At 58.3% G+C, this 24,493-nt stretch carries 26 protein-coding genes and 1 pseudogene; 16 read left to right on the top strand and 11 right to left on the bottom strand.

The annotated features are described in order from the left end of the window. Positions 1-95: 95 nt before the first annotated feature. From BLR31_RS15600 to BLR31_RS15590, 3 genes are all read left to right on the top strand, one after another. Positions 96-428, top strand: coding sequence for a hypothetical protein (locus BLR31_RS15600; RefSeq protein ID WP_090597632.1), 333 nt, complete (start codon positions 96-98; stop codon positions 426-428). 167 nt (positions 429-595) lie between these two features. Further along, on the top strand, positions 596-1,024 hold the full coding sequence (locus BLR31_RS15595) for an FKBP-type peptidyl-prolyl cis-trans isomerase (protein WP_090597696.1): 429 nt from the start codon (positions 596-598) through the stop codon (positions 1,022-1,024). 175 nt (positions 1,025-1,199) lie between these two features. Continuing rightward, on the top strand, positions 1,200-2,396 hold the full coding sequence (locus BLR31_RS15590; RefSeq protein ID WP_090597631.1) for a GNAT family N-acetyltransferase: 1,197 nt from the start codon (positions 1,200-1,202) through the stop codon (positions 2,394-2,396). Here BLR31_RS15590 and BLR31_RS15585 read toward each other — a convergent pair. Both BLR31_RS15585 and BLR31_RS15580 read right to left on the bottom strand, forming a co-directional pair. After that, on the bottom strand, positions 2,393-3,541 hold the full coding sequence (locus BLR31_RS15585; protein WP_090597630.1) for a CaiB/BaiF CoA transferase family protein: 1,149 nt from the start codon (positions 3,539-3,541) through the stop codon (positions 2,393-2,395). The two genes, BLR31_RS15590 and BLR31_RS15585, sit on opposite strands and share 4 nt — an antisense overlap. A gap of 4 nt (positions 3,542-3,545) precedes the next feature. Then, a complete protein-coding gene (locus BLR31_RS15580) occupies positions 3,546-4,742 on the bottom strand; it encodes an acyl-CoA dehydrogenase (RefSeq protein ID WP_090597695.1) in 1,197 nt (398 codons plus the stop codon). A gap of 80 nt (positions 4,743-4,822) precedes the next feature. On the opposite strand from BLR31_RS15580, the gene BLR31_RS15575 reads away from it, so the two are divergent. Together BLR31_RS15575 and BLR31_RS15570 are read left to right on the top strand one after the other, a co-directional pair. Further along, positions 4,823-5,728 carry a LysR family transcriptional regulator gene (locus BLR31_RS15575; RefSeq protein WP_244505097.1) on the top strand — a complete coding sequence of 302 codons (906 nt, stop codon included), beginning with the start codon at positions 4,823-4,825 and terminating at the stop codon, positions 5,726-5,728. A gap of 98 nt (positions 5,729-5,826) precedes the next feature. After that, entirely contained in the window at positions 5,827-6,243 is a 417-nt protein-coding gene (locus BLR31_RS15570) for a hypothetical protein (protein ID WP_090597628.1), read from the top strand. Between the two features lie 381 nt (positions 6,244-6,624). Here the strand turns inward: BLR31_RS15570 and BLR31_RS15565 are convergent, their stop codons facing one another. The 4 genes from BLR31_RS15565 to BLR31_RS15550 are packed head-to-tail and all read right to left on the bottom strand — an operon-like array spanning position 6,625 to position 10,339. Continuing rightward, positions 6,625-7,200, bottom strand: a complete 576-nt coding sequence (locus BLR31_RS15565) for a PIN domain-containing protein (protein WP_244505096.1) — start codon at positions 7,198-7,200, stop codon at positions 6,625-6,627. Positions 7,201-7,213: 13 nt separating this feature from the next. Next, positions 7,214-8,404, bottom strand: a complete 1,191-nt coding sequence (locus BLR31_RS15560; protein WP_090597694.1) for a helix-turn-helix domain-containing protein — start codon at positions 8,402-8,404, stop codon at positions 7,214-7,216. Further along, complete coding sequence (locus BLR31_RS15555) at positions 8,397-9,773, bottom strand: 7-cyano-7-deazaguanine synthase (protein ID WP_090597626.1); 1,377 nt, start codon at positions 9,771-9,773, stop codon at positions 8,397-8,399. The genes BLR31_RS15560 and BLR31_RS15555 overlap by 8 nt, the downstream gene beginning before the upstream one ends. Further along, entirely contained in the window at positions 9,773-10,339 is a 567-nt protein-coding gene (locus tag BLR31_RS15550) for a hypothetical protein (protein WP_090597625.1), read from the bottom strand. Before BLR31_RS15550 ends, BLR31_RS15555 begins: the two co-directional genes overlap by 1 nt. A 332-nt stretch (positions 10,340-10,671) precedes the next feature. Here BLR31_RS15550 and BLR31_RS15545 point away from each other — a divergent pair, with 332 nt between their 5' ends. The 6 genes and pseudogenes from BLR31_RS15545 (at position 10,672) to BLR31_RS21400 (ending at position 16,120) form a co-directional block, all read left to right on the top strand. Further along, on the top strand, positions 10,672-11,523 hold the full coding sequence (locus BLR31_RS15545) for a type IV toxin-antitoxin system AbiEi family antitoxin domain-containing protein (protein ID WP_090597624.1): 852 nt from the start codon (positions 10,672-10,674) through the stop codon (positions 11,521-11,523). Next, positions 11,490-11,834, top strand: a pseudogene (locus tag BLR31_RS22065) (nucleotidyl transferase AbiEii/AbiGii toxin family protein); the annotation flags it as partial. The gene BLR31_RS15545 and the pseudogene BLR31_RS22065, both read left to right, overlap by 34 nt. Then, a complete protein-coding gene (locus BLR31_RS15535) occupies positions 11,758-12,663 on the top strand; it encodes a type IV secretion system DNA-binding domain-containing protein (protein WP_090597623.1) in 906 nt (301 codons plus the stop codon). The pseudogene BLR31_RS22065 and the gene BLR31_RS15535, both read left to right, overlap by 77 nt. Before the next feature lie 105 nt (positions 12,664-12,768). Beyond that, positions 12,769-15,378 (top strand): MobF family relaxase, encoded by a 2,610-nt coding sequence (gene mobF / locus BLR31_RS15530; protein ID WP_176762703.1) that lies wholly within the window; start codon positions 12,769-12,771, stop codon positions 15,376-15,378. Next, a complete protein-coding gene (locus BLR31_RS15525) occupies positions 15,368-15,616 on the top strand; it encodes a hypothetical protein (RefSeq protein ID WP_090597621.1) in 249 nt (82 codons plus the stop codon). Before mobF ends, BLR31_RS15525 begins: the two co-directional genes overlap by 11 nt. 12 nt (positions 15,617-15,628) lie before the next feature. Beyond that, a complete protein-coding gene (locus BLR31_RS21400; RefSeq protein ID WP_143009409.1) occupies positions 15,629-16,120 on the top strand; it encodes a hypothetical protein in 492 nt (163 codons plus the stop codon). A gap of 347 nt (positions 16,121-16,467) precedes the next feature. Here the strand turns inward: BLR31_RS21400 and BLR31_RS15520 are convergent, their stop codons facing one another. Beyond that, positions 16,468-17,010, bottom strand: coding sequence for a cysteine hydrolase family protein (locus BLR31_RS15520; RefSeq protein WP_090597620.1), 543 nt, complete (start codon positions 17,008-17,010; stop codon positions 16,468-16,470). A gap of 89 nt (positions 17,011-17,099) precedes the next feature. Here BLR31_RS15520 and BLR31_RS15515 point away from each other — a divergent pair, with 89 nt between their 5' ends. From BLR31_RS15515 to BLR31_RS22325, 3 genes are all read left to right on the top strand, one after another. After that, positions 17,100-18,023 carry a GlxA family transcriptional regulator gene (locus BLR31_RS15515; protein WP_090597619.1) on the top strand — a complete coding sequence of 308 codons (924 nt, stop codon included), beginning with the start codon at positions 17,100-17,102 and terminating at the stop codon, positions 18,021-18,023. Between the two features lie 178 nt (positions 18,024-18,201). Further along, positions 18,202-18,768, top strand: a complete 567-nt coding sequence (locus BLR31_RS15510; protein ID WP_425287255.1) for an IS110 family transposase — start codon at positions 18,202-18,204, stop codon at positions 18,766-18,768. A gap of 89 nt (positions 18,769-18,857) precedes the next feature. Then, a complete protein-coding gene (locus BLR31_RS22325; RefSeq protein ID WP_425287254.1) occupies positions 18,858-18,989 on the top strand; it encodes a transposase in 132 nt (43 codons plus the stop codon). Positions 18,990-19,126: 137 nt separating this feature from the next. On the opposite strand, the gene BLR31_RS15505 is transcribed toward BLR31_RS22325, so the two are convergent. Beyond that, positions 19,127-20,260 (bottom strand): HPP family protein, encoded by a 1,134-nt coding sequence (locus BLR31_RS15505; protein ID WP_425287259.1) that lies wholly within the window; start codon positions 20,258-20,260, stop codon positions 19,127-19,129. A gap of 206 nt (positions 20,261-20,466) precedes the next feature. Between BLR31_RS15505 and BLR31_RS15500 the strand changes: the two genes are divergently transcribed. Together BLR31_RS15500 and BLR31_RS15495 are read left to right on the top strand one after the other, a co-directional pair. Continuing rightward, positions 20,467-20,673, top strand: a complete 207-nt coding sequence (locus BLR31_RS15500) for a hypervirulence associated TUDOR domain-containing protein (RefSeq protein WP_090597693.1) — start codon at positions 20,467-20,469, stop codon at positions 20,671-20,673. Beyond that, on the top strand, positions 20,670-21,218 hold the full coding sequence (locus tag BLR31_RS15495) for a DUF488 domain-containing protein (RefSeq protein WP_090597617.1): 549 nt from the start codon (positions 20,670-20,672) through the stop codon (positions 21,216-21,218). The genes BLR31_RS15500 and BLR31_RS15495 overlap by 4 nt, the downstream gene beginning before the upstream one ends. Here BLR31_RS15495 and BLR31_RS15490 read toward each other — a convergent pair. The 3 genes from BLR31_RS15490 to gdhA all read right to left on the bottom strand — a co-directional run. Beyond that, positions 21,215-21,793, bottom strand: a complete 579-nt coding sequence (locus tag BLR31_RS15490; protein WP_090597616.1) for a uracil-DNA glycosylase family protein — start codon at positions 21,791-21,793, stop codon at positions 21,215-21,217. The two genes, BLR31_RS15495 and BLR31_RS15490, sit on opposite strands and share 4 nt — an antisense overlap. 40 nt (positions 21,794-21,833) lie before the next feature. Further along, on the bottom strand, positions 21,834-23,105 hold the full coding sequence (locus BLR31_RS15485) for an O-acetylhomoserine aminocarboxypropyltransferase/cysteine synthase family protein (protein ID WP_090597615.1): 1,272 nt from the start codon (positions 23,103-23,105) through the stop codon (positions 21,834-21,836). Positions 23,106-23,172: 67 nt separating this feature from the next. Beyond that, a partial coding sequence (gdhA, locus tag BLR31_RS15480; protein ID WP_090597614.1) for an NADP-specific glutamate dehydrogenase occupies positions 23,173-24,493 on the bottom strand: 1,321 nt, incomplete at its 5' end.

The raw sequence follows: 24,493 nt of genomic DNA, 5'->3' as shown, positions 1-24,493 counted from the left end.
TCCCAAGCACAGCGTCTGATTGGCGATGGCAGGCGAGACGAAACATTATATCGGTTGCGAGCAGGCTCGTGTTGCAGCACGGTCGCGAACCAATCATGACGCCAGAGCTGCATCGGTATATCGCCCATATGGACGACAGCGATAATCAACCCGCCCCAGAGAGAGGCCCTTCCCTGCGCGCGCGCGCGCTCATTGCGCTTGGCGTTTTTGGGGCCATCGCCTCGGTCATCGGCGGGCTGAGCCTCTTGGCTACGGTGTTCGGTGCCGCGCAAGTGATCGCCGCGACATTCTATTTTCTAACTCTCGCCGGGTTGATTTTCCTGACCGCAGGCGCGGATCAGCACTGGATAGTCTGGCCGGCGCGCCTTCTCGGACCGCTTCCAATGACGGCGCTGATCTGGTGGTTTCTGTCGCTTTTCGGCCTCTAGGCGGCGACGCTTTCACCCTCCAGCGGTTTACATCTGCGTCAGGCTTCCTAAATTGTCTTCAGTCTGCGCCAACGACCAGCGGACACATATCGCCGGGCCCGGTCATTTTATCGGCATTGCGCATCGCAGCGGGTCCTGAGCAAACACAAGCTGAAAAAGGACACAGCATGACCCAGGCAAAGCACGGGGATACTGTGCGCATCCATTACACAGGCCGCTTGACCGACGGCACACAGTTCGACTCTTCGGATGGGCGCGACCCCCTCGAATTCCAGGTCGGTTCTGGACAGATCATCAAGGGCCTCGAGGAACAGATCGAAGGCATGGCGGTCGGCGACAAGCAGACAGTGACTATCCCGGCCGATGCAGCCTATGGGCCCCACCGTGCGGAAGGCGTGCAAACTGTTCCGCGCGCGCAAATTCCCGATGGCGTCGACACCTCGGTCGGTGCCCGGTTGCAAGCGACAGGCGGGGACGGCCGCACCATGACGCTCACAGTGGTCGATACATCGGACGCCGAGATCACCGTCGATGCCAACCATCCGTTGGCCGGCAAGGATCTCGTTTTCGACGTCGAACTCGTCGCGGTCGTCTAAGGCCGCGCACCATATGGCCCGGACACGATCCGGGCCATTTTCACCCGTGCCTTAACCTTACGATTACCATTGTCCCAATTGCCGTCACGAGGCACGATCCGTTTCAGGCTTTGCTAGGGCTTGGCGGATAAATTGGCTGCTGAAATTTCCCTTTCGGATAAAGCCAGCAGCGCCCATGTCGACGCCAAATGTCACCACACTCGGTCGTCTCCCCGCAGAGTCGAGCGAAGCCCCATCCTCCCTGAGCGCGCAGACATTCGATAGTCTCGCAGCCGCCGAGCCGGTGTGGCGCGAGCTTGAAACGCGCGGACGTCTCACCCCTTATCAGCGTTTCGACTGGATCAGGGCCTATATGGAATCCGGGTTTGGGGCTAAGGGCGATATCGCCATACTCACCCTCTCGGCAGCTTCCCGTCCGATCGCGCTCGTTCCGTTTCTCATCCAGCGCCGTTTCGGCCTGCGCATTGCCCAGATCATCGGCATGCCGATTTCCAATGGCGATGCGGTCATCTTCGACCCGGATTTCATTCACTTGCTGACGCGGGATGCGCTGCGCTCCGCGTTCAAAACCCTGCCGGCGGATCTCGTCAACTTCCACTGCGTCGCGCCGCATGCGGGCCCCACGGCCAACCCCCTGCTCGCGTTTCCGCATACGCCCTCACCAGATCATTTCTATGCCAATGAGCTGGTACCGGGTGACACGCCCTATATCGAGCAATCCCTGCCGCACAAGCGCCGGACCAATATCAAGCGCTCCCGGCGACGCCTCGCGGAGGCGCTCGGCGAAGTGCGCCTCGAGCACGCCCAGTCGGCCGATGACATTGACGCGATGTTAGAAATCTTTCTTGAGCAACGCAGCGCACGTTTCAAGACGATGGGCATAGAGAACGTCTTCGCCCGCCCTCACTTCCGAACATTTTTCCGCAGGCTTTGTGTTGAAGGGTTGGGTCAGGATCGACCCGCCATGCGCGTCCATGCGCTTTATGCCGGCGATACGGTCGTGGCCACGAGCCTTGGTACATATGGCGCCAACCATTATTCGCAGTACATCAACTCGACCGACTCCGGTGAAGCGTCGCGATACTCACTGATGGGCGTCACGCTATCGCTGCTTGTCGACGAATTGCGCGAGACCGGTGTGACCGGGCTCGACATGGGATTGGGCGATTTCGACTACAAGCTCGACTGGACGCGCAAGACCGTTGTCCATGACATCGTCATCGCCAATTCTGCACTCGGTCGCGCTGCAACTCCGCTGTTGAGAAACGCACGCAGCCTCAAACGCACGATCAAGCAGACACCGCAACTCTGGCGGGCCGCCCGCGCCCTGCAGTCGTTCAAAACGGCCCTCAGTGGTCGCAAGAAGGGCTAGTCACGCCAGCTCCAATCGCCGTGACCGAGCCTTGGTGCGGCGTCATCTATCGAAAGACGACTGCGCGAAAAGGTGAGCGGCGTTCGCACACCGGGCACGCCTTCGGGCGCGATCCGCATTCCTCGCGCCGCGATCTGTGGATCGGCCAGTGCCTCGGCCACCGTATTGATCGGACCGCACGGCACCCCAACCCCTTCGAGTGCCGCTATGACATCACGCTTGGCCCATTGCCCAAGCGCATGCTCCATATCAACAACAAGCGTCTCGCGATTGGCGACGCGTTGGGGATTTGTCGCGTAGAGCGGGTCCGACGCCAAGTGGTCGAGTGCCAAAGCCTGACACAGGGACAAAAATTGCCTATCATTGCCGCAGGCAATGATCACGTGTCCATCGGCGACCGCAAAAACCTGATAGGGCACGATATTGGGATGAGCATTGCCCAGGCGGTGCGGCGAGGTTCCGGTAACAAGATAGTTCATCGCCTGATTGGCCAGAACCGCCACACCGACATCGAACAGCGCCAGATCCACCCGCTGCCCCCTGCCCGACTTCTCGCGTTCGGCCAGCGCGGCCTGAACACCGATCACCCCGTATAGGCCCGTGAAGATATCGATCCAGGCCACACCGACCTTTTGCGGCTCGCCATCGGGCGTGCCAGTTAAATCCATGACCCCACTCATCCCCTGAATGAGAAAGTCGTATCCAGGCTGGCTTGCCCTCGGGCCGTCCTGACCAAACCCAGTGATCGAGACATAGACCAGTCGAGGGTTGATCGCCGAAAGGGTTTGGTAGTCGAGGCCATAGCGCGCCAGGCCGCCGACCTTGAAGTTTTCGATGACGACATCGGCACCTGCGATCAGCGATCGCACCCGCGCAAGGTCCTCATCCGTACGGAAATCACAGACGACGGAGCGCTTGGAGCGATTGGCGGCGTGGAAATAGGCCGCGACGGTCTCGCGCTGTCCATCCTGCGCGTCGCGTTCGATGAACGGTGGGCCCCACCGTCTCGTATCGTCACCTTCGGGGCTTTCCACCTTGATGACATCTGCTCCAAGGTCGGCCAGCGTCTGGCCCAGCCAGGGCCCGGCCAATATGCGCGCCAGCTCGACAACCCTCAGACCGGACAGGGGCGTATTGGGAGCCATGGTGCTAGAAGAACGCCTGAAGGCCCGTCTGGGCACGCCCAAGGATCAGCGCATGCACATCGTGCGTGCCTTCATAGGTATTGACCGTCTCCAGATTCTGGGAATGGCGCATGACGTGATATTCGATCTGAATGCCGTTGCCGCCATGCATGTCCCGCGCCATGCGGGCAATATCGAGCGCCTTGCCGCAATTGTTGCGCTTGACGATCGAGATCATTTCCGGCGTGAACTTGCCCTCGTCCATCAATCGCCCCACCCGCAGCGAAGCCTGCAAGCCAAGCGCGATTTCGGTCTGCATGTCGGCGAGTTTTTTCTGAAACAATTGCGTGGCCGCAAGCGGCCTATCGAACTGCTTGCGATCGAGCCCGTACTGGCGCGCCCGGTGCCAGCAATCTTCCGCTGCCCCCATGACGCCCCAGGAAATGCCATAGCGCGCGCGGTTGAGGCAGCCGAACGGGCCGCTCATCCCCTCTGCGTTGGGGAGCAACGCGTCCTCGCCCACCTCGACGCCCTCCATGACGATCTCACCGGTCGCCGACGTGCGCAATGACAGCTTGCCGCCGATCTTTGGCGCAGAAAGCCCCTTCATACCCTTTTCCAATATGAAGCCCCGTACCTTGCCGCCATGGGCTGCGGACTTGACCCAAACGACGAACACATCGGCAAAGGGCGAGTTCGAAATCCATGTCTTGGCCCCGAACAGGCGATAACCGCCGTCGATCTTTTCGGCGCGCGACGTCATGCCCCCGGGGTCCGACCCGGCGTCGGGTTCGGTCAGGCCGAAGCACCCGACCCACTCGCCGCTCGCCAGTTTCGGCAGATATTTCTCGCGCTGCGCATCCGAGCCATAGGCATGGATAGGATACATGACGAGAGATGATTGCACGCTCATCATCGAACGATAGCCGGAGTCGACGCGCTCGATCTCGCGCGCGATCAAACCATAGGCAACATAGGACGCGTCGATCCCGCCATACTGTTCGGGCAGCGTTGCGCCCAGCAGGCCCGCCACGCCGAAATCAGCGAAAATGGAACGATCGACGGGCTCTGAGAGATAATCCTCCTGAACGCGGGTCGCGAGCTTGTCGGCAGCAAAGGCTGCGGCGGCATCGCGGATCATGCGCTCTTCGGACGACAACTGGTCTTCCAAGAGAAAAGGGTCGTCCCATGAAAATGGGCGCATACCGTCCTGTCCGGCCATGGCAGCCTCCTCCATTGATTGGTTTTCTCTATCATAGCGATTGCGAAGGCGGCACCAAAATCCTATTTTGAAGCAAGTTCATGCATAAAGCGCATCAAGTTATGAGCCGCCAGCGTCGTTATCTTCCATCGATGAGCTTGCTGGCCGCATTCGAAGCCGTCAATCGCACGGGCTCGACCACGGCGGCGGCCAAGGAACTTCAGCTCTCGCAAGGCACGGTCAGCCGACTAGTGGCCACGCTTGAGGCCCAGATCGGTCGCGCGCTGTTCATACGGCACAAAAAGCGCCTGATCCCCACGGACATCGCGGCGGACTACGCGCGTGACATATCCGCGGCGCTTGATCTCGTGCAGCGTGCCAGCATGAAGGCGGCCGCCAATCTTGGTGGAGGCGCCCTCTCGCTCGCCATCCTCCCTGCCTTCGGGACGCGTTGGCTGGCCCCGCGACTTGGCGGGTTTCTCGGCGACAATCCCGGCGTCACCATCAACCTCTCGACCCGCCTCAGGCCGGTCGATTTTTCCGCCGAGCGGTTTGACGCGGCCATCTATTTCGGGCGCGGCGACCTCGCCGATGCCGATCATCTCAAGCTTTTCGATGAACGCATCACCGCCTGCGTCGCGCCGACCAGCGTCACCGGAAGGCCGATCCTGACCGTGGCAGACATGTCGCGGTTTCAACTCTTCCAGCTCGAAACCCGTCCAAACGCTTGGGCTGCATGGTTCGAGGGCCAAGGGGAGATCGCACCGCCCATTTCCGGAATGATGTTTGACCAGTTCGCCCCGATGATCGAAGCGGCCATCGCCGGTCTCGGCATCGCATTGCTCCCGCACTACCTCGCGGAGAACGAGATCGCGGCTGGCCGGCTGATCCCGGTTCTGGAACCTGCCGTTGCCGGCACCGGCTCCTATTGGCTGGCTTGGCCCAAAGCGCGAAGCACTTATCGTCCTCTGCAACAGTTCCGAACCTGGCTTGAATCCCAGCGCTAGCCGTATCGCGGCCTTCGACACAATAGCGTCAGCAGGCTCTGGGCCATGAAACAAAACGGGTCTTGCCGCATTTCCTCCCCAATCTTTGGAGACCGCCAATGCACAAGACTTTGTCCCTGCTGCCGTTTTTGCTCCTCGCGTCGCCCGCTGCATTGGCGATCGAATGCACCAACGGCAATTCGAGCGAGGTGCTATCCTTCGGCGACTGGGCGCTCAGCCAAGATGCCGATGATCAGGACGTGATCACCATCACCCTCGAGCCGCAGGCTGAGCGTGGCATTCGTCTCATCGATGCGATGGTTCGCCTCGAAGACGTCCTTGGAGACCGGATCGGCGAATTTGCGCTCGATCGCGATACCGCCATTCCACCCGAGGGCACGTTCAACCATGAGCAAGTCATCACCGGCAGCGCTCTCGAACGCCTTCAATCCATTCATGTCGACGACGTGATGGGCATCGTCTGCGTGTCGGCCCTCGTCTTCGACGACGGCACGATCGAACAGTACAGCGAATAGGCAATGGAGCGGGTGAAGGGAATCGAACCCTCGTCGTAAGCTTGGGAATAAGGCGAAGTTCTCGCTCTTGATCTTCCAATGTACCACATAAAGTCGCACTTCTGTAGCACGTTTTACCTAAGGTGCCTCAACAAACCGGGAGGTGCTGTCTCTCTCCGCGTTTGAGTCGGCAAATCTCTAGAAATCTTACCGAATAAAGCAGAACCACATATTCGATCCGGAAGCTCCACAAACAAATAGTTAGATCAACGAAATGCTCTAGAAGCTTCTATCGAGGCCAGTTTGGTGCAGACACGCCCCGCCACTTGGGTCCGACTGCGCGGGCAATCAGATGAAATCATCCGAAGCCACAGCATTGTGCCATAGCGATTGTCTACTGGTTCAGGTTGGGAACCGGCTTTTGTATTTGGGTAGGCAGGTGCACTCGCGAGCCCGGTCTTCACCGATAGCCGAAATTACGGATTCGGCGCTTTCCGGCGGTATCCGCATACGTCCGTCTCGCAACGCCCGGAAAACAGCGTTCACAGCCAGGGCTTGCCCCAGAGCCTTTGAAGCGAGGGGATGCATCAGCAAATCCAAGGACCACCCTGCAGGGTGTCCGTCGCCGCAATACTCGCCTGCCCGGCTTCGGCCCCTTCTTTCGTCCAGCACTGGCCGAAGCTCGCGCTTCGATGCGATGGCGATCGTTGCAGCCTCGCCATCATCGAGGCTGGGCGAAGAAGTAACTAAATGCAGAAAAAGTTCATATTCCTCATCCGTCATTGCCTCGATGAGGGCAATCTCGCTGTCGACAATGTATCTGAGAAACCCATGCTCGCCGTTCTCCCGACTCGTTTCATGTTCCAGTTCGGCGGCCACTTCCTGCGGCACCAAAATCCGGTTCGGTATAGCGCTGAGAATAAGTGCACCGCTCCCGCAAGCATGAAGATTGATCAGCACACTCGTGTCGAGAACCAATGGTACCTCTATGCTAATCAGGGAGCTCGACCAAGTCATCAGTCTCTCTTTCCTCAAGCTCAATCTGATCGATGATGCCGCGAAGTTCGAGACGGCTAATCTTTAGCAATTCGGCCAACTGGCCTTCTGACATCAGGTCGCGCTTCCAAGCGGCATGAGCCATGAGGCTCATTCGATGCGAGAGCGGTCGGTCAGCATCGGTCTTTGCCGGATCGCGCACAATCGCGGACTCTCCAAGCACTTCACGCGCATGTTCATCAGTAATGCCGCCTCTATTCTCAAACCAGCCCCAGGTTCCTTTCTTTGCAAGACCCAGTTCTTCTAGACGCAGGCAGCAGGCCTGTCGTGAGATATGGTATTCGTCAGCGAGGAGAATAATCAACCTGGCCGTAATTTTTCCGGTGATCTCCATGATCCGTCGGAAACTCTCGGAAAAACTCTCAGCCGGCGCCATGAAGGACCTGCCGAACGCGTTGGCATAGCGCTCGTCCCTCGAGAGGAACCTTTCGTCCGTTTCCAATACTTCTGGGCTCTGCCGCGTGCCAAAGAAATGCCCAAGCTCATGCGCTGCCGACTGAATGCGCCGGGGAAGGGGATGATTGGCATTGAGAAGAATGCTCGCACCAATTCCCTCATCGAAGCTGAACAGCCCTGCCACTTTTGAAGTGGAGGATAGACGCCGCTGGTAAAGTCTGACGCCAAGCTGCCTGTCAATCAGTGAGAAGACGTCGGCAATCGGCCCCAGTCCGATGCCAAGCCACTCGCGCAGCTCCGCCGCATGCTGCTCTGCGAGCATAACCACGTCACCACTGTTGATCCCGCGCTCGGGCGGATAGTTTCGGCCTTTCTGGATTCCAAGTAGGTTTTCCAGCTCAACTTCGGCCTTGATCAGGTCATTGAGCAACTGAACCGCTTCAGTAGTTTCCGCGTCCTCTGCCTCCCGTAACCTGCGGAACCTTGGCACCAGATCGGTATGCACCGCCTCCCGGCGAAGCAGCGCGTTGACAGAGAGGCCATAGTGGCGGGCGAGTGCCTGGATCTCCTGAATTCGTACGCGGCGCACGCCCTGCTCAATGGATACAAGGGTGGGTCGTGATACGCCGACGATCCGGGCTGCCTCTTCCTGTCGCACGCCGGCATTCTCGCGAGCTATCCGCAGGCGTCGACCGATCTCCTGGGAACTCAACTCGTTAAGATCAACCATTGCGCCCCCCATCCATCCAGCTATTCAGGAAGCTGTTGCCTCCCAGGTCTGACCGAAACGCTCTCCATTCTTCAGCATGCACACTCAACATAACACTCAATCTTCTAGTGGTTTCGTCACACGTCTCACCCGTGGCAATCGCTATCTGCGAGGCATGCGTGTGAAGGGTCTTGTCCGGCTGGTCAGCCAAATCGGCGAGGTGCTGTAGATGTCTCGCACCTGCGCTGCCATATGCGATCATGATGTCCCGATCGGCTTTGTCAGCAACGGCCGTGGTGAGCGCGGCCGCGATGGAGGCCTCATTCAGGTCCCTGACGACATACGTCCCGGAGTCCTCCTTGATCCCCGCCGCGTGTAGGCTCTGCCGCCTGAGCAGACAAGCGGCACATAGCCCGCATTGCCTTCGGTAACCGTCGTTAACAATGCGGCGGGTTTGCCAGCAGGAATGGGTCTGGGTCAAATCCAGGTTGGTCTTGCCGGGCAAGAGTCGGAAGTCCCGCAGCGTCTGACCCTTGGTGTACCAGAGCCTCGGCTGCTCGAACTTGACACTCCAGTCGAGAAGGGCGTGCAGGAATTGCTCCATCCGACGAAAGAAAGCCGGATGGTTCCTGTAGTCAGCATAGATATTGTGCAAGGGCAGGATAGCGGGCCCCAACGCCCCCTGGCCGCTTTCCGGAACGACGATCCGCGACACCTGATATAATTGCGCTGCCATTGCCGTAATGGCAGCAAACTTAAAGCTGCGGCTTCGAAAGCTGCTTTCGTTCTGCCGATAGTCGCGGGTATCGAATGGAATGCGTTCAAACGGACTATCTCCTTTTTGCCGCCGCTGGTGGGTGCCAGCCACACGGATGCAGAGCGCCTCGTCCTCGCCACCGCTTAGGCTCGTGACAGCTCGCGAATCCAAGCCATCACTGTAGGCAATAGCGAACTTCTTGGTTTTGTCGAAGCCCAGAGGAATCTGACGCATGCCGATTGGTGAACCGTTCTTCGCTCGAACAAAGGTAAACTGCCAATTATCTCCGGTTAGAAAACCCAGAGCACGACGCAGACCGTGTGCCACGGCCGGTTTTTGCCACCTTTCCAGATCGATGACTGGGATACGCAGGTTGAAATTGCGTGACCAGGCGCGGGGCCTTCCCCAACGTCTGTCCGCCAGTTCGATAGCCGCACATACAACGAGCAGATCGAAATGCCGGGACAGGCACCCCGCAACATCGAAAGAGTCCAAGATTCCGGCATCAAACCGGATTTGCTGACCTATTTCTGCCAATTCTTCGCGCCCATGGAGTCGCGCGGGTGGCCTCTCGCCGCTTTCAAGTACGACAAGAGTTTTGGTAGTTGGGGAGGAGTGATTGTGGACGTTCATCACTCGGGCCCCTCATCCACAGTCATGAGCCGTGGGGAACTGAAAGCCCTTCTGTCACCAACCTTCATGGCCTGGCAGAGATTCGGCACATCTATGCTGGAGAAAGCTTCGGCGTTGCGCTCAAGACCCTTTTGATAGTCGGCGCGGCTCATATCGCCCATGTCTCTTGCCTGAATACAGTGTTCTTCCAGGCGGTTCTTCACGATACCTATCCACTCTTGGGTGGTGGCCTCCATTGCGGGCTGCAGCGCTTCCGCAGGAGAAACGCCATCGTGGAGATTGGCTATGAGCGTGCGTCGCAAAATGTCTGAGAGCGACGACATGAGGTGTCTCTCAATGACGGCTTCGACATCCGCAACTGGATCGAGCGTTAGTTGCGATCGAGCCAGGCAGGACGACAAGTCCCGCACCATGGAGCTGAACTCCCTCACGCCCGCGTCAGTCATCATGCTGTGACATGCCTGTTTGACTCGCTCTGCGGGGCTAGCGGCGTCGCTCACGAGCTGCTCGCCGAACTTCTGCCAGCGCGTGCTCAGCCGTGAATTTCTGAATGGGCCATCGGTCATGGCATATCTCCTATGGCAGAAAACATATCATATTTTCTGACATCGTCAAGATTTCCGTATTTTCTTCTGACATTTGTTCGCGCGGTCTTGCGGGCTCATCCGCCATTCATCGCGCCGGTCCAGACACAGCAGTATCCGTAAGATACATTATCATTCTGAGGCGGCGCGGCGTCTGATAGCCAATGGGCCGCATCGCATCAGTTTATGAAATAGGACAATTGCGGCATTCATCGCCGCATATCGCACAAATTGCAAACTTGGCTTCGTTGTGCTAGTTTATATAAGGAAGGAAATGCGGCGATGATCGCCGCGGAACCGAAATTCTTTAAACGATGCCTACAAACGCAGACCGCAGAAAGACGCTTTTTGAACTGGTGCCGGAAGGTATGCCGGTCACGCGCGCTTGGCTGGCCGGACAGGATTCCGGATTTGACCGGCACGGCGTGGACAACCTTGTAAAGAGCGGTCTTCTCGTATCCGTCGCACCTGGTGTTTACACAAGGCCGGCGACCCGGCTGACCTGGCAAGGTCTCGTATCCGCGTTGCAGAACGTCTTGCGCTCGGATCTCACGGTTGGCGGCTTGAGCGCATTGGAACTCCATGGCTTCGCCCACTACCTACCGTTGTCGTCGCGCCGCACGATCCATCTCTATGGCAAGGACAACCTGCCCAAATGGCTCAACACCGTCGTCCGGGATACGCAGTTTGTGCGCCATCTGCCGCTGCCGGGCCTCGGTTCAACGGGACTGATCAATCAGGAATACGACACTGCCGGCGGGAGTTTTCACGCTTTCGAGGACCCGGGGCCGTATGAGGGCCGATGGCCCTTCACCATGTCATCGCCCGAACGCGCTTTCCTTGAATTGCTGGCCGACATACCGGGCGGCATATCCTTTGCGCATGCAGACGAATTGCTGCAAGGCATGACCAGCCTCTCCCCGCGACGCCTGACGGCGCTTCTGGAAAAATGCCAGAGCGTAAAAGTGAGACGCCTGTTCTACTGGCTCACTGAACGCCATACCCATGCATGGGCCAAAAAGCTGCCACCCCCCGACAATCTCGACGAATTGGGACTGGGCAGCGGCAAGAGAGAGCTGGCCAAAGGTGGCAAGCTCGATGCAAAATATCTGATAACCGTCCCGGAGGACATGTGGACCCCACCAACCCGTACTACCGGCGCGTAAGGCTCTTAACGCGCATTCTGCCCCTGATCGCTGAAGAGAAATGCTTCGCGCTCAAAGGCGGTACGGCAATCAACCTCTTTGTCAGGGACCTGCCACGCCTCTCGGTTGATATCGATCTGGTCTACCTGCCCATGGATGATCGGCAAACCGCGCTAGCCAATATCCGCCAGGCGCTCGGTCGTATTGCCGATATCATACTGGCCACCGTCCCAAGATCGACCGTCATCCGCTCCTATGAGCATGCCCAAGATGCCCTGCGGCTATTTGTGGACTTTCAAGGCGACCGAATTCACATCGAGCTCTCGCCCGTATTGCGCGGTTCGGTCCACCCTGAAGAACTGCGCTCCGTCGCGCCGTCAGTGGAAGATCAGTTCGGCTATGGAGCGCGAAGCGACGCAGCGTACGGCCCACTCGTTCTACACGGTTCTGCTCTCTCATCTTCGTCAACCCCTGCAAACACTTGCCGGCATGGGACGCGGCGGGAAGCCCTTCTCGATCCGAAACTGGATTTTGGGCCTGGATCCTCGACAGGCTCTTATTCTTCGTCAGTCGCAGCGATTGCCCGAATTATCCGCCGCCATGGTGCGCGTGGCCCTGAAAATCTCAGCCGATGCTGCTGCTGACCGTATGGCGAGATCACGCCAAAAGACCCCGATCTGGTTCTTTCTTGATGAGGTAGCGCAGATTGGAAACGCCACGGCGGTACCCCGACTTGCCGCCATTGGCCGTGAGGGCCAAATCCGGCTGGTCATTCTGGTCCAGTCACTTGCCCAGTTGCGCGCCGCCTTCGGGGTCGATGGATGCGCACACCTTCTGGACAATCTCACCACCAAGATCCTGGGCCGAATGCCACCGGGCGAGGGTCAAAATCGGGTGGTACAACTCGCTGGCGAACGTAAGGTGGCTTACTGGGAACCGAAAAGCGGCGGCACGGGTCAGACCGAGAGGTTAACGACCACCATTCCCGTTGTGGAACCTGGGTTTGTCGGCACCGAACTGGGTCTGAAAAACACTGGTGCTTCGGGTCGGGCGGTCGTGCGAGCGCTTCTCGTCGGACAAGGTGAGGATGTTGCCTTGCTTGAGTGGCCGGTTGGAACAACTCAGCCAATCCGGCCGGGATTTGTGGCTCGTGAGGTTTGATCTTGTGGCGCAATTTCGTCTGATCAAATTTTTTCTCAGAAATGATTTGGCTACCCCACCGCAGTTAATCCAATGGCCGATCCTGCTCCCGCAAAGGAGCACGACATGGTCGCAACCTGGAACCCTGCCGCGGATGCTGGATACTACATTCATGCTCAATACTATCTAGAGACCGGCGAGCCGGCCGGAGTTTGGTATGCGCCGACCGGTCGCTTCGGGCTTGTGGACAGGGCTCACGTAGTCGCCGCGCTCTTTGAGCGATTGTTTCGCGCCCACGATGAAAACGGCAGGACGCTGCTTGCGAAAGGGGCGAGCCGGCTTGACCGAACCGGCGCCTTCGACATCACGTTTTCGGCTCCCAAATCGGTGTCACTGGCCGGTACTCTGGCGGATGTGCTCATCCAAAGAGCTATCGGCGAGGCTCACGACAAGGCGGTGCGTGCTGCTCTCAATTTGCTCAATGAAGAGGCCGCATGGGCAAGGCGAGGACGCGGCGGAAACAGGATCGAACGTGTTGAACTGACTGCCGCTTGTTTCCGCCACCATAGCAGCCGCGCCGCTGAGCATTCCGATGGAGCCGTCTTTGAAGACCCCAATATTCATACCCATTGCGTCGTGTTCAATCTCGCCCAGCGCGCCGACGGCACAACCGGCGCGCTGCATTCGACTATTCTGCGCGATTGGAAAATGGCTGCAGGCGCCACATACCATGCCGCCCTTGCCGAGGGTCTCATGCAGGCCGGGTTTGCGATCGACCGTATCGGCAAGAACGGCATGTTCGAAATCGCCGATGTAAGCGACGAAGCCACCCGCTACTTTTCAGCGCGACGGGATACAATCACTGCAGAATTGCATAAAGCCGGAACGACCAGTGCCCAGTCCGTAGCGCATGCAGCTCAAGTTGCCCGCTCATCGCGCAGGGCCAAGTCACCCCCGCAAGACGACGTCCGCACAATTTGGCAAGAGGCTGCGCGTCGGAACAACTTCGATATCGCCCGAGCGATTTCCCGCCAACGCACTCCCATGACGGCTTTGAAGGCCCGAGCCGAAAAGCTGTTTGCTTCGCGATTGAAAGACATTCCGCACGCTCTCACCCAATCTCAAAGCTTATTTGAGCGACGCGAGTTGATGCGTGCCATTGCCGAAAGCCTTGTCGGAACAGGCTTGGGATCAGAGCAGATCGCCCCTGCCCTTTCGGAGCTCTTACGAGCCGGGGGCATAGTTCAATTGGGCAGAGATGTTCTCGGAACGCCACGATACACCACCCCCGAAATGATCGCCCTCGAGCAGGACGTGGTGGCGATTGCAACTCGACTGCTCTCGCGTCCAGTTTTTGTTCCTGACAAGCGGTCAATTGATGCCGCGCTTGCCGAGACAACGCTCAGCCAGGAACAGATAGATGCGGTGCATGCCGCGACGGGATCCCGACGGTTGGTGATAGTCGAGGGCGCTCCGGGCGTGGGAAAAACTACGATACTGCGCCCTGTCGTCGCCGCCCTGCAAAGCGCTGGTTATCAGGCCATCGGAGCTGCTAGCGCATGGAAAATTGCCAATGCCTTGCGAGATGATCTGGGCATCGAAGCACGCGCCAACGCTTCATTGCTAAAGTCTTTCGAACGCGGCAGGCCCGTGCTCGATTCCCGATCGGTACTGATCGTTGACGAGGCCGGTCTGCTCTCATCGCGCGAAATGCATGCGATGCTGATGGCTGTCGAACGGGCCAACGCACGCCTCATTCTTGTCGGTGATCGCCAGCAACTCCAGCCGATCGGCGCCGGATCGGGCCTGTCGCTTGTCGCCCAGACTGCTGGCTCCAGCTACATCAGAAATATTGTCCGCCAGAGTGAAGCCTGGATGCGCAACGCCGTAGTCGCCGTCGGCTTCGGTGACCCACAACCAGCATTACAGGCCTTCCGAGATCATGGTCGGCTGGTTGAGGGCGAGGGATTTTCCGACGCCATCAGCAAGGTTATAGATCAGCTCGAGCCAGAACTTCTTTCGGAGCGTGCCGACAGCATTCTGATGATCGCCCGGACCAATTCCGAAGCCGAAGCGCTCTGCATTGAAGCGCGCTCACGGTTACGGAAAGCCGGGCTTCTCGCAATTGAGGACATTGGTGTAACAGCGACAACACCAAGTGGGCGCACCACAAAGTTGGCCTTGGCCGTCGGCGACCGTATCCGGTTCCTTGTCCGTAACGATGAACTTGGGGTCATCAACGGGTCGGTCGGGGTCGTATTGGCCGTAGAGGCGGCTCGCTGTGAGGCGGAATACCACGCAAGGATAACCGCGCAGGTCGGGTGTGAGCAGATTGCCTTCGACACTCGAGATATTGCAGACGAAAAAGGTCGTGCGCGACTGGCTTGGGGCTATGCGACAACCGTTTACGGTGCGCAGGGCCTGACCGTTGACAAGGCGGCCGTGCTGCTGACGCCGGAATTTGATCGTCATCACGCTTACGTGGCGATCAGTCGATCACGCGGCGCCACCATCCTGATCACCGACAGGCAGGCGCTTGATCAATCGATTTGCGAGAGCGATACGCAAAATCCAACCGACCCAATAGGCTCCAAACAGCGCGACGCCTATCTCGCCAGAAGATTGGCAGCGTCTCACCTGAAGCAGACGACCATTGAAGCGGCCCTAGCAATCAACCCTGATCGCGGCCGCGAACACCGGCTTTTCGAAGGGCGGGAGGTTGGTCATGGCCTCTGACCACGGTGGGCCGCCCCACGCGAAGAGTGATCACCGCTCCATTCCGCGAACCAGCGAGCTTTGTGAACTCTATCTCGGTCGCCTCGCCTTGGTTGTTGAGCGTGCCGGCCAAAACGCGTCGGCGTTCATACCGATCGCCCGGCGCCTCGAACGCGAGCTCGCCGAAGCGAAGGCTGAAGCCGAAGTCCTCACGCGCTTGCGAAAGCGTCAGACACCCCCTCCTCCGCAGCAGAACTGAAAGGAAGCCACCATGATTGAATTTGCCCACATTACGAGCGTGTCCTCGGCGCTCAAAATCTTGAGATCTAAAGTTTACCGACCCGCGCAGCCTCAGAGAAGCGACGCTGGTCTTTACGGTCTCATCGCCAATGATAGATCCACTTATAGCGAACCGACCTCCGAATATGGAGGCGCGCGTCTTCATTTCGAATGGACAGGACCGGTCACAACCAGACCAGATTGGGAACCGCCGCGGAACCCTTCTCCCAACATGCTCAACCACCATTTGCCCTTCCGCGTGTTTGTACCCATTGGAACAACGCGTCACCTGCGACTGACTGGTCTTGAAATAACGCCAGGAGGTTGGGCAAACGACCTTGCTGTCCCATGGCACTGCACAATGTTTAGCGCTTGGGACTGCCGTCAGAAAATGAAAATCAAAATTCAGGCGGAGATTGAAAAGATGGCGGAGATGAAACCCAATGTGATCGTGTCTTCTGAACGCGGACGTAGAACTGAGTGATACAGAAACATCAGCCGCGCCGCTCCTAGTATTTCTATTTCGCGCACCTGTAAGGGCCCTGTCTAATGAGACCACGGGTGTGCCCATAGGAATACCAGTCCACCAAGCTTTGGCAGTCTTGGGGCCGTATCCGGACTGACCGGTTTTGGCGAGGAATTGAGGAAAGCAGACGTTCGGCATCCGACGCAACTTCTGTCGTTCAACGGCACGCCTGCGCTTCCCGAAACAGACACCCTCAGTCTACACCCAAGATGCAGATTGTCCTCGCCCTTGAAGGCATGGGGAACCCTGGGTTCCGCATTGGTGGATATTAGGCCCCGCGCACAAGCCGCACGGGGCCGATACACCTACTTCAGGTATTCGTCAGCTTTGACGATTTTGCCATAGGCGAAGTCCAAAGCAGACATGAACGCGGCGTGCACATGATATGCTGGAACGGTCATGCCATTAAACTCGGCGTCGCGGGTTGCGGCAGCATCTTCGACGACGATAACATTGTAGCCATGGTCAGAAGCCGCACGTGCAGTAGCGTCAATGCACATGTGGCTCATTGCGCCGATGATAACGATATCCTTGACGCCGTCAGCTTCCAGCTGGGTCTTGAGGTCGGTGTCACGGAATGCGTTCGGGAAGTTTTTAACCACCACCTGTTCGTCATCCTTGGGTGCCACAGCCGGGATGATTTCGGCGCCCTGCGATCCCGCGATGAAGAACGGTGCACCGGCGGGGTTCTCATGCCGGACATGGATGACGCGGATCCCTTTGGACCGAGCATCTTCGATCACCTTGGCGGCTTTGTGGACGGCGGCATCAATACCGACAAGCGGCCATGATCCGGAGGTGAGATAGTCGTTCTGGAAATCGACAACGACAACAGCTTGCTTGCTCATGGTTTTATCCTTTCGATAATCATCTTATGGACGGCGAATAGTGGACGTGCCATTGGCGGCACCGACAAAATGCGGGTTGAAAACGACACATGCCTCGAACCATCGATATCGGCCTACTGGAATATCCCGGCGCTCAGGAGGCCGCCCTCTTCGGCCTGACGGACCTCTTCGAGATCGCTAATCACCCTGATCGACCACACCTAAAGGTGACGAGATGGCGGGCCGAAAACAATCATCTTGTTCCGATCAAAGAGAGCCGCGCCCCAAGCGCGATGATCATTCCCTCGGGCAAATTGGGACCCGTCACTGCCGCGATAGCCCAAGAGTTCGCTCCAGGGTTGCGTGATCTGCATACTGCGGGCACGACTTTGGCTTCGGTTTGTGTTGGAGCCTTCATCCTGGGTGAGACTGGCTTGGTGGCCGGGCGATCAGCCACCACCCACTGGGGCGCAGCAGATGAGTTCCGCACGCGATTCCCGGACGTAAATCTCGACGTAGATCGGCTGATCATCGATGAGGGCGACATTATTACCGCAGGCGGCATGATGGCCTGGACGGATCTGGGATTGAGCCTGGTCGATCGTTATCTCGGGCCCTCCGCCATGTTGGAGACAGCGGGCACGATGCTGATTGATCCCCCAGGGCGAGAACAGCGATACTACTGCACTTTCGTACCAAGTCTTAATCACGGGGACGCGGCGGTGCTAGGTGTGCAACACTGGCTCCATGCGTCGTTCTCGGGCGACATCGTTCTAGCCGACCTGGCGCGCAAGTCCGGGCTGGAGGAACGAACGTTTCTGCGCCGCTTCCGGAAGGCTACTGGCATGACGGTGACTGAGTATGTTCAGCGTTTCCGAATGAATAAGGCACGTGAGATGCTGCAGTTCGGCACGGAAGCAGTGGACCAGATCGTTTGGAGAGTCGGCTACACGGATCCCAGCGCCTTCCGAAAAATGTTCCTGAAAATCGTAGGCCTTTCGCCGTCAGAGTACCGACGACGTTTCCATGCTTGAAATGTCCGCTTCCTGTTTGGTGACGACCATAGCCGCCTGGCCGCAGTCCACATGGCGTAATCGCGGGAGCGAGTCTCTCTGACTACCATTCACTTTTTGGATGGCGGCTGTCCCGCGATAGGATGAGATACGGGTTCACGACTGGTCGCCGGGCCCAAGCATCGAATGGAGAACAGCCATGGCAGATGATATCGGTCTTGACGTATCCATGAAAGAGACAGCGGTGTCGAACCGCCGAGAAGGCAAGCGCGTCTGGCGCGGCGGTGCGCCTCCGATCCAAGGATTATTGCCGAACTTAGCCGCAAGCGGCCACCTGCCGCAAAAACGTGTGGTGTTTGAGACCGGGCCCTTGGCGGTGTGGTTTTATCACGCGTTATGCAGCTGGGGCGTACCGGCCATCTGTATTGATGCCCGCCACGCCAAGGAAGCGCTCGACATGGCCGCCAACAAGACTGATGCGAACGATGCCGATGGCTTCGCGCATCTTGCAGAGGTCGGCTTCTTCCGCGAGGTGCGGGTGAAAGGGTTTGACAGGATGCAAACCCGCACACTCGTTGCGGCACGCAACACGCTTGTCAGGATCACCCAGCTCTCGAACCAGATTCGCGGCATCATGAAGACATTCGGGTTGATCGTCGCCGCAGGAAAGGGAAGCACGTTCGAGGAAAATGTCCGCAGCCGCTTGTCGACTAGGAAGGACTTGTTGCCATCGTGCTGCCGATGCTGGAACCCCGGCGCAGCATGAGCATACGTGCCACCGAAATCGGCCGCAGCTTGTCGCTAGTGCGCGCCAAAGCCAAGCGTGGCAGATACTGATGTCGATCCCTGGCGTCGGTGTGGATCACCGCGACCTCGTTCGCAACCGCCATTGAGGATCCCGGCAACTTCAAGAGGTCCCGCTCAGTCGGTGCTTGGCTCGGTCTGACGACCCGTCGCTACCAATCGGGAGAGGTCGCCGGTACTTGACGATCCCATCGCGAACATCGCCTTGCCAACGCTGCAGAATGCATTGGGAAACGTAGGTCTCCACCTGCGGCACTCTATCGACCGTAACCCATTTTCACAGCGAACGAATATGGAGTCAGTGGGAAAAGGCCGACTTTTCAGGCCGGGGCCGACGACAAGCTGACGTCGCCTATTGATTGTGGCTGCTTCGGGAACTCCGCCACTCGTTCGAAACCAGACCTGAACAGACCAGACAATAGGTCAGCTTGCGAAACCATCCCCACCACGCGGTTGCTGGCATCTACGATCGGAATTTGGTGCAGACCCTGATCCACCATTGGCGAAACCAGCTTTGACACCAGCGTCTCGGGCAATGCGGACTGCACGTTGCGGCTCATGAGATCGTGAGCACGCAATCTCGGAAATCCAATCTGCCATTTTTTGACCTTCCCGCGTTGATCGACCAAATGGGCGACAAAAAAGTCGGTTCTGGAAATGATGCCGACGAGGCCGCCGTGCCTATCCACAACCGGTAACGCCCGCAGTTCGGCCCGCTGCATCAAGGCCCATATCGTCCGCACCGGCGTTGTCGGCAAAACCGTCGCGGCGACCGGCGACATAATCGAAGCGCATGCGAGTTGTCCCGCGCTGCGCTGAAAGGCGCGGATCTGTGCTTGCTCGAGAAGATGTTCGAGGACCTCGGGGGTGACATTTACTATCTCATCATATTGCCTGAGCACGGCCTCCACATCGGTCGGCTGGACATCGAGCAAACCGGTTCGCACGCTGTCGTCAGCAGCTTTGACAGGCACAGTCGGATATGCCCGCCCGGTCAGCCGGTTAAATACCATGGCCGCAACCACCAGCAGCAGGGAGTTCACCGCGACTGGCCAAAACACGAAGCCGTAACCGAGCTCGAGTACTGCCGGACCACCCAGGACGGCGGTCAGGGCCACGGCCCCACTCGGAGGATGGAGGCTCTGGGTGGCCAGCATCGCACCAATTGCAAGGCTCAGCGCCAACGCCGCGGCAAGAATTGGATCGCCGACAAGTCCAGCAATGGTCACACCGATTGCTGCGGCAATACAGTTTCCTGCCAATATCGACCAGGGCTGAGCCAGGGGACTGGACGGTGCGGCGAACAAGAGCACCGCCGAGGCGCCCATGGGTGCGATCAGCATGGGCGCAACACTTCCTTCGCCCATGGCCGCGCGTGTAATCAGCCCCGCAAGCAAAATCCCAACGAGCGCACCCAAAGTGGCGCGTGAGGCTTCAACAAGGCTGACCCGCACAAGGCGCGGGCGGAGTGCTGCAACAAGGGAGAATAACACTGGTAAATAGGGTCCTGACGAATCTGGGCCGAACCTACCGCTCGGCACCCCCCTCCACAACGCAGGGAAACCTAAACTCTTCCCATAACTTGAAAAATTGCGCCTTTGTCGCGCTGATTCTTGGAACAGCTCGCACGCTCAAAAGTTCGTTCGACACGGAGGTAGCCATGAGCAAATTCAAAGTTGGCGATCATGTGAAATGGAATTCGGAAGCGGGATGGGTCAGTGGCACCATCACAAAGGTTCATGTGAAGGATTTCACTTATAAGGGCCACACGCGGCGTGCCTCACCGGACGAGCCTCAATATGAGATCGACAGCGACCGGACCGATCACGTGGCTGCGCACAAGGAAGATGCGCTCACAATGGCATGAGCAAATCGCGTCCCACTATCTTCACTGTCGGCCACTCCAACCACAGTCTTGAGACATTCATCGCCATGCTCGGTGCCGCAAGGGTTGATGCCACCGTGGACGTTCGCACGTTTCCTCGGTCCCGAACCAATCCCCAGTTTAATATCGACACGCTGCCGGACGCTCTTTCCCTACACCAGATCGACTACAGCCATTGGCCCGATCTCGGCGGCCGGCGCAACAAGCAAGACAACGTGCCTGCCGACACCAATGCGCTTTGGAACAATCGCAGTTTTCACAACTACGCCGATTATGCGCTCTCATCGCAGTTCCGGTCCGATCTTGACCGTCTGATAGCGTTCGCATCCCACCAGCGCCCCGCTCTCATGTGCTCGGAAGCTGTGTGGTGGCGCTGCCATCGCCGCATCATTGCTGACTACCTCATCGCGCGAGATATCGAGGTGCTCCACATCATGGGCGAGGGCAATATCTCGGAAGCGAAATTGACGCCGGGCGCCAATTTGGGCGACGATAACTGCGTCACTTATCCTCAAACAAAATCCTAGTCGTCGAGCGTGCTGGCCACAGCCCTACGCAGGGTTGGCAGCACATCGGATACAAACCAGGGGTTTTTGCGCATCCATGCCACAACCCGCCAGCTCGGATGCGGGAGCGCCCAAACGGCGCTTGCCCGGTCGAACGCTTTCACAGTTTCGGTCATGGACCGTTTGCCTCCGTGCAGATAGCCCCTTTGCGCATGGCTACCCACCAGCAGTGTCAGACGTATTTCAGGCAAGCTGGCAAGAAGACGGTGGTGCCACGTCGGGGCACATCGCTTCATTGGCGGGGCATCACCACTGCCGCTTTTGCTCACGCCGGGATAACAGAAGCCCATCGGCACGATGGCGATCCGGGACGGATCGTAAAACACCGCGGGACTGATATCGAGCCATGAACGCAAGCGATCGCCACTCGCGTCATTCCAGGGGATGCCGCTCTCATGCACCTTTCGGCCCGGCGCCTGCCCGATGATCAGCAGTCTGGCCGTGCGATCCGCCTGGACCACCGGACGCGGCCCAAGCGGCAGCTCGTTCGCGCAAAGTGCGCAGGCGCGAATTTCCGTCAACAAATCGTGCAGCATGGATTCCTGGGCATTAGGCGCCAGGGCGCCCCACAATCATTTAAAGACCCGCAAGCGCCTGATCGACGTCCGCGATGATGTCGTCGATATTCTCAATGCCGACCGAAATGCGCACAAGGTCTTCCGAAACGCCTGCCAATCTCAGTTCATCGGCATCGAGTTGGCGATGAGTGGTTGTGGCCGGATGGCACGCCAGGGATTTGGCATCCCCAATATTGACAAGCCGGTAGATCATTTTGAGTGCGTCGATGAATTTCCCCCCGGCTTCACGTCCGCCAACAACCCCGAAACTGACGATCCCCGACGCCTTGCCGCCAACGATCTTGTCACAGATGGGTTTATATCGACTGGTGTCGAGCGCCGCGTAGTTCACCCAGTTTACCTTTGGGTGGGACTGCAAATATTGCGCGAGCTGGAGCGCGTTTTCGCAGTGGCGCTCCATACGCAGACCCAATGTTTCCAGTCCAATCATAATGAGAAATGCATTGTGCGGGGACAGCGCGGCGCCGGTGTTGCGCAGCGGCGCGACCCGGCAGCGACCGATGTAGGCAGCTGCACCAAGCGCCTCAGTATAGACAACGCCATGGTATGACGGATCAGGTTCGTTGAGGATTTTGAAGCGCTCCTTGTGCGCCGCCCAATCGAACTTCCCCGAATCCACGATCACGCCGCCAATGGCATTGCCATGCCCGCCGATATATTTCGTAAGCGAATGGACGACGATATCGGCACCAAATTCGAACGGACGGCAGAGGAACGGCGTTGCGACCGTGTTGTCGACAATCAGTGGCACGCCGTGGCGATGAGCGATCTCGGCGAGCTTTTCGATGTCCACGACATTGCCAGCGGGGTTGCCAATCGATTCGCAAAAGACCGCCTTGGTGTTGTCATCGATCAACGCATCGAATGCATCAAGATCATCACCTGGAGCCATACGCACTTCGATGCCCTGGCGCGGCAGGGCGTGCATGAACAGATTGTAGGTGCCGCCATAAAGCTGGCTCACCGACACGATGTTATCGCCCGCCCCGGCGATCGTCTGAATGGCATAGGTGATCGCTGCCATGCCCGAGGCAACTGCCAGCGCGCCTACGCCCCCCTCAAGGGCCGCCATGCGCTGCTCGAGCACCGCAGAGGTGGGGTTCATGATGCGCGTATAGATATTGCCTTCAACCTTGAGGTCGAAAAGATCGGCCCCATGCTGGGTATCGTCAAATGTATAGGAGGTCGTCTGATAGATCGGGACAGTCGCCGCTTTGGTCGTCGGCTCTGGCGTATAGCCGTGGTGAAGCGCAAGAGTTTCGAGTTTCATTAAATTTCCTCCGTATAAGACACTGCCATGATAGGCTGCGCCATTCCAGGACACCACCAGTTGGCGCTTAAATTATGCCGAGCGCAGACATGGCATCGGCGACGCGGACAAATCCCCCGATATTGGCGCCCGCTACATAATTGCCTGGCAGACCATACTCATCGGCGGTTTGAGCGCAGTGGTCGTGGATATCCTTCATGATTTCAGCCAGGCGCTCTTCAGTTTGTTCGAACGTCCAGGAATCGCGCGAAGCGTTTTGCTGCATTTCGAGCGCACTGGTGGCAACCCCGCCGGCATTGGATGCCTTACCGGGACCAAACAGGATTCCCGCCTCTTCAAACATACGCACCGCCTCGGGCGTACAGGGCATGTTGGCACCTTCGACAACGGCGACAACACCGTTTTCAACGAGCGAGCGGGCGTCCTTACCCGTCAGCTCATTCTGCGTTGCGGCAGGAATGGCGAGATCGCACGGCACGTCCCATATCGGTCCCGAGGCGTTGTAGTGAGCCCCGTTGCCTTTGAGCTCGGCGTATTGCTGTATACGCCCGCGCCGCCTCTCCTTTATCTCTCTTAAGAGCTCAATGCTGATGCCGTTCTCATCGACGACGTACCCGCTGGAATCCGAACACGCCACCACCGTGGCTCCCAGTTCGATGAGCTTTTCGATGGTATAAATAGCCACATTGCCCGAACCCGACACAACCGCTTTGAGACCGGAAAGGTCAATCTTTTGCAGGCGCAGCATTTCGGCGAGAAAATAGACGGCGCCGTAACCGGTGGCTTCCTTACGAACCCGCGAGCCGCCCCAGTTCAGCCCCTTACCGGTCAAAACACCTGATTCATAGCGATTGGTCATGCGCTTGTATTGACCAAACATAAAACCGATTTCCCGCTGCCCTACACCGATGTCACCCGCCGGAACGTCGGTATATTCTCCGACATGACGGGAGAGCTCAGTCATGAATGCCTGGCAAAACCGCATGATTTCTGCGTCGGACTTGCCCTTGGGGTCGAAGTCAGACCCACCTTTGCCGCCGCCAATCGGCATGCCAGTCAGGGCATTCTTGAAGACCTGCTCAAAGCCGAGAAACTTCACGATGCCCAGATTGACGCTTGGATGGAACCTCAGCCCACCCTTGTAGGGTCCCAATGCAGAGTTGAACTGCACGCGGAAACCTCGGTTGATCTGCACGTAGCCCTGATCGTCCGTCCAAGACACGCGGAAGATGATCTGTCGTTCGGGCTCACACAACCGTTCGATCAACCCTGCGCTGCCATAGTGGGGGTGTTTGGCAACAACCCGTCCGAGACTATCGAGCACTTCGCGAACAGCTTGGTGAAACTCGTCTTCGCCCGGGTTCCGCCGAAGGACTTGCGAGTAGACA

The sequence above is a fragment of the Pelagibacterium luteolum genome (genome assembly GCF_900100665.1).
GTDB classification, from domain to species: Bacteria; Pseudomonadota; Alphaproteobacteria; order Rhizobiales; family Devosiaceae; genus Pelagibacterium; species Pelagibacterium luteolum.
Note: the sequence above shows the minus strand (reverse complement) of the source record. Positions and strands in the feature narration are given on the sequence as shown.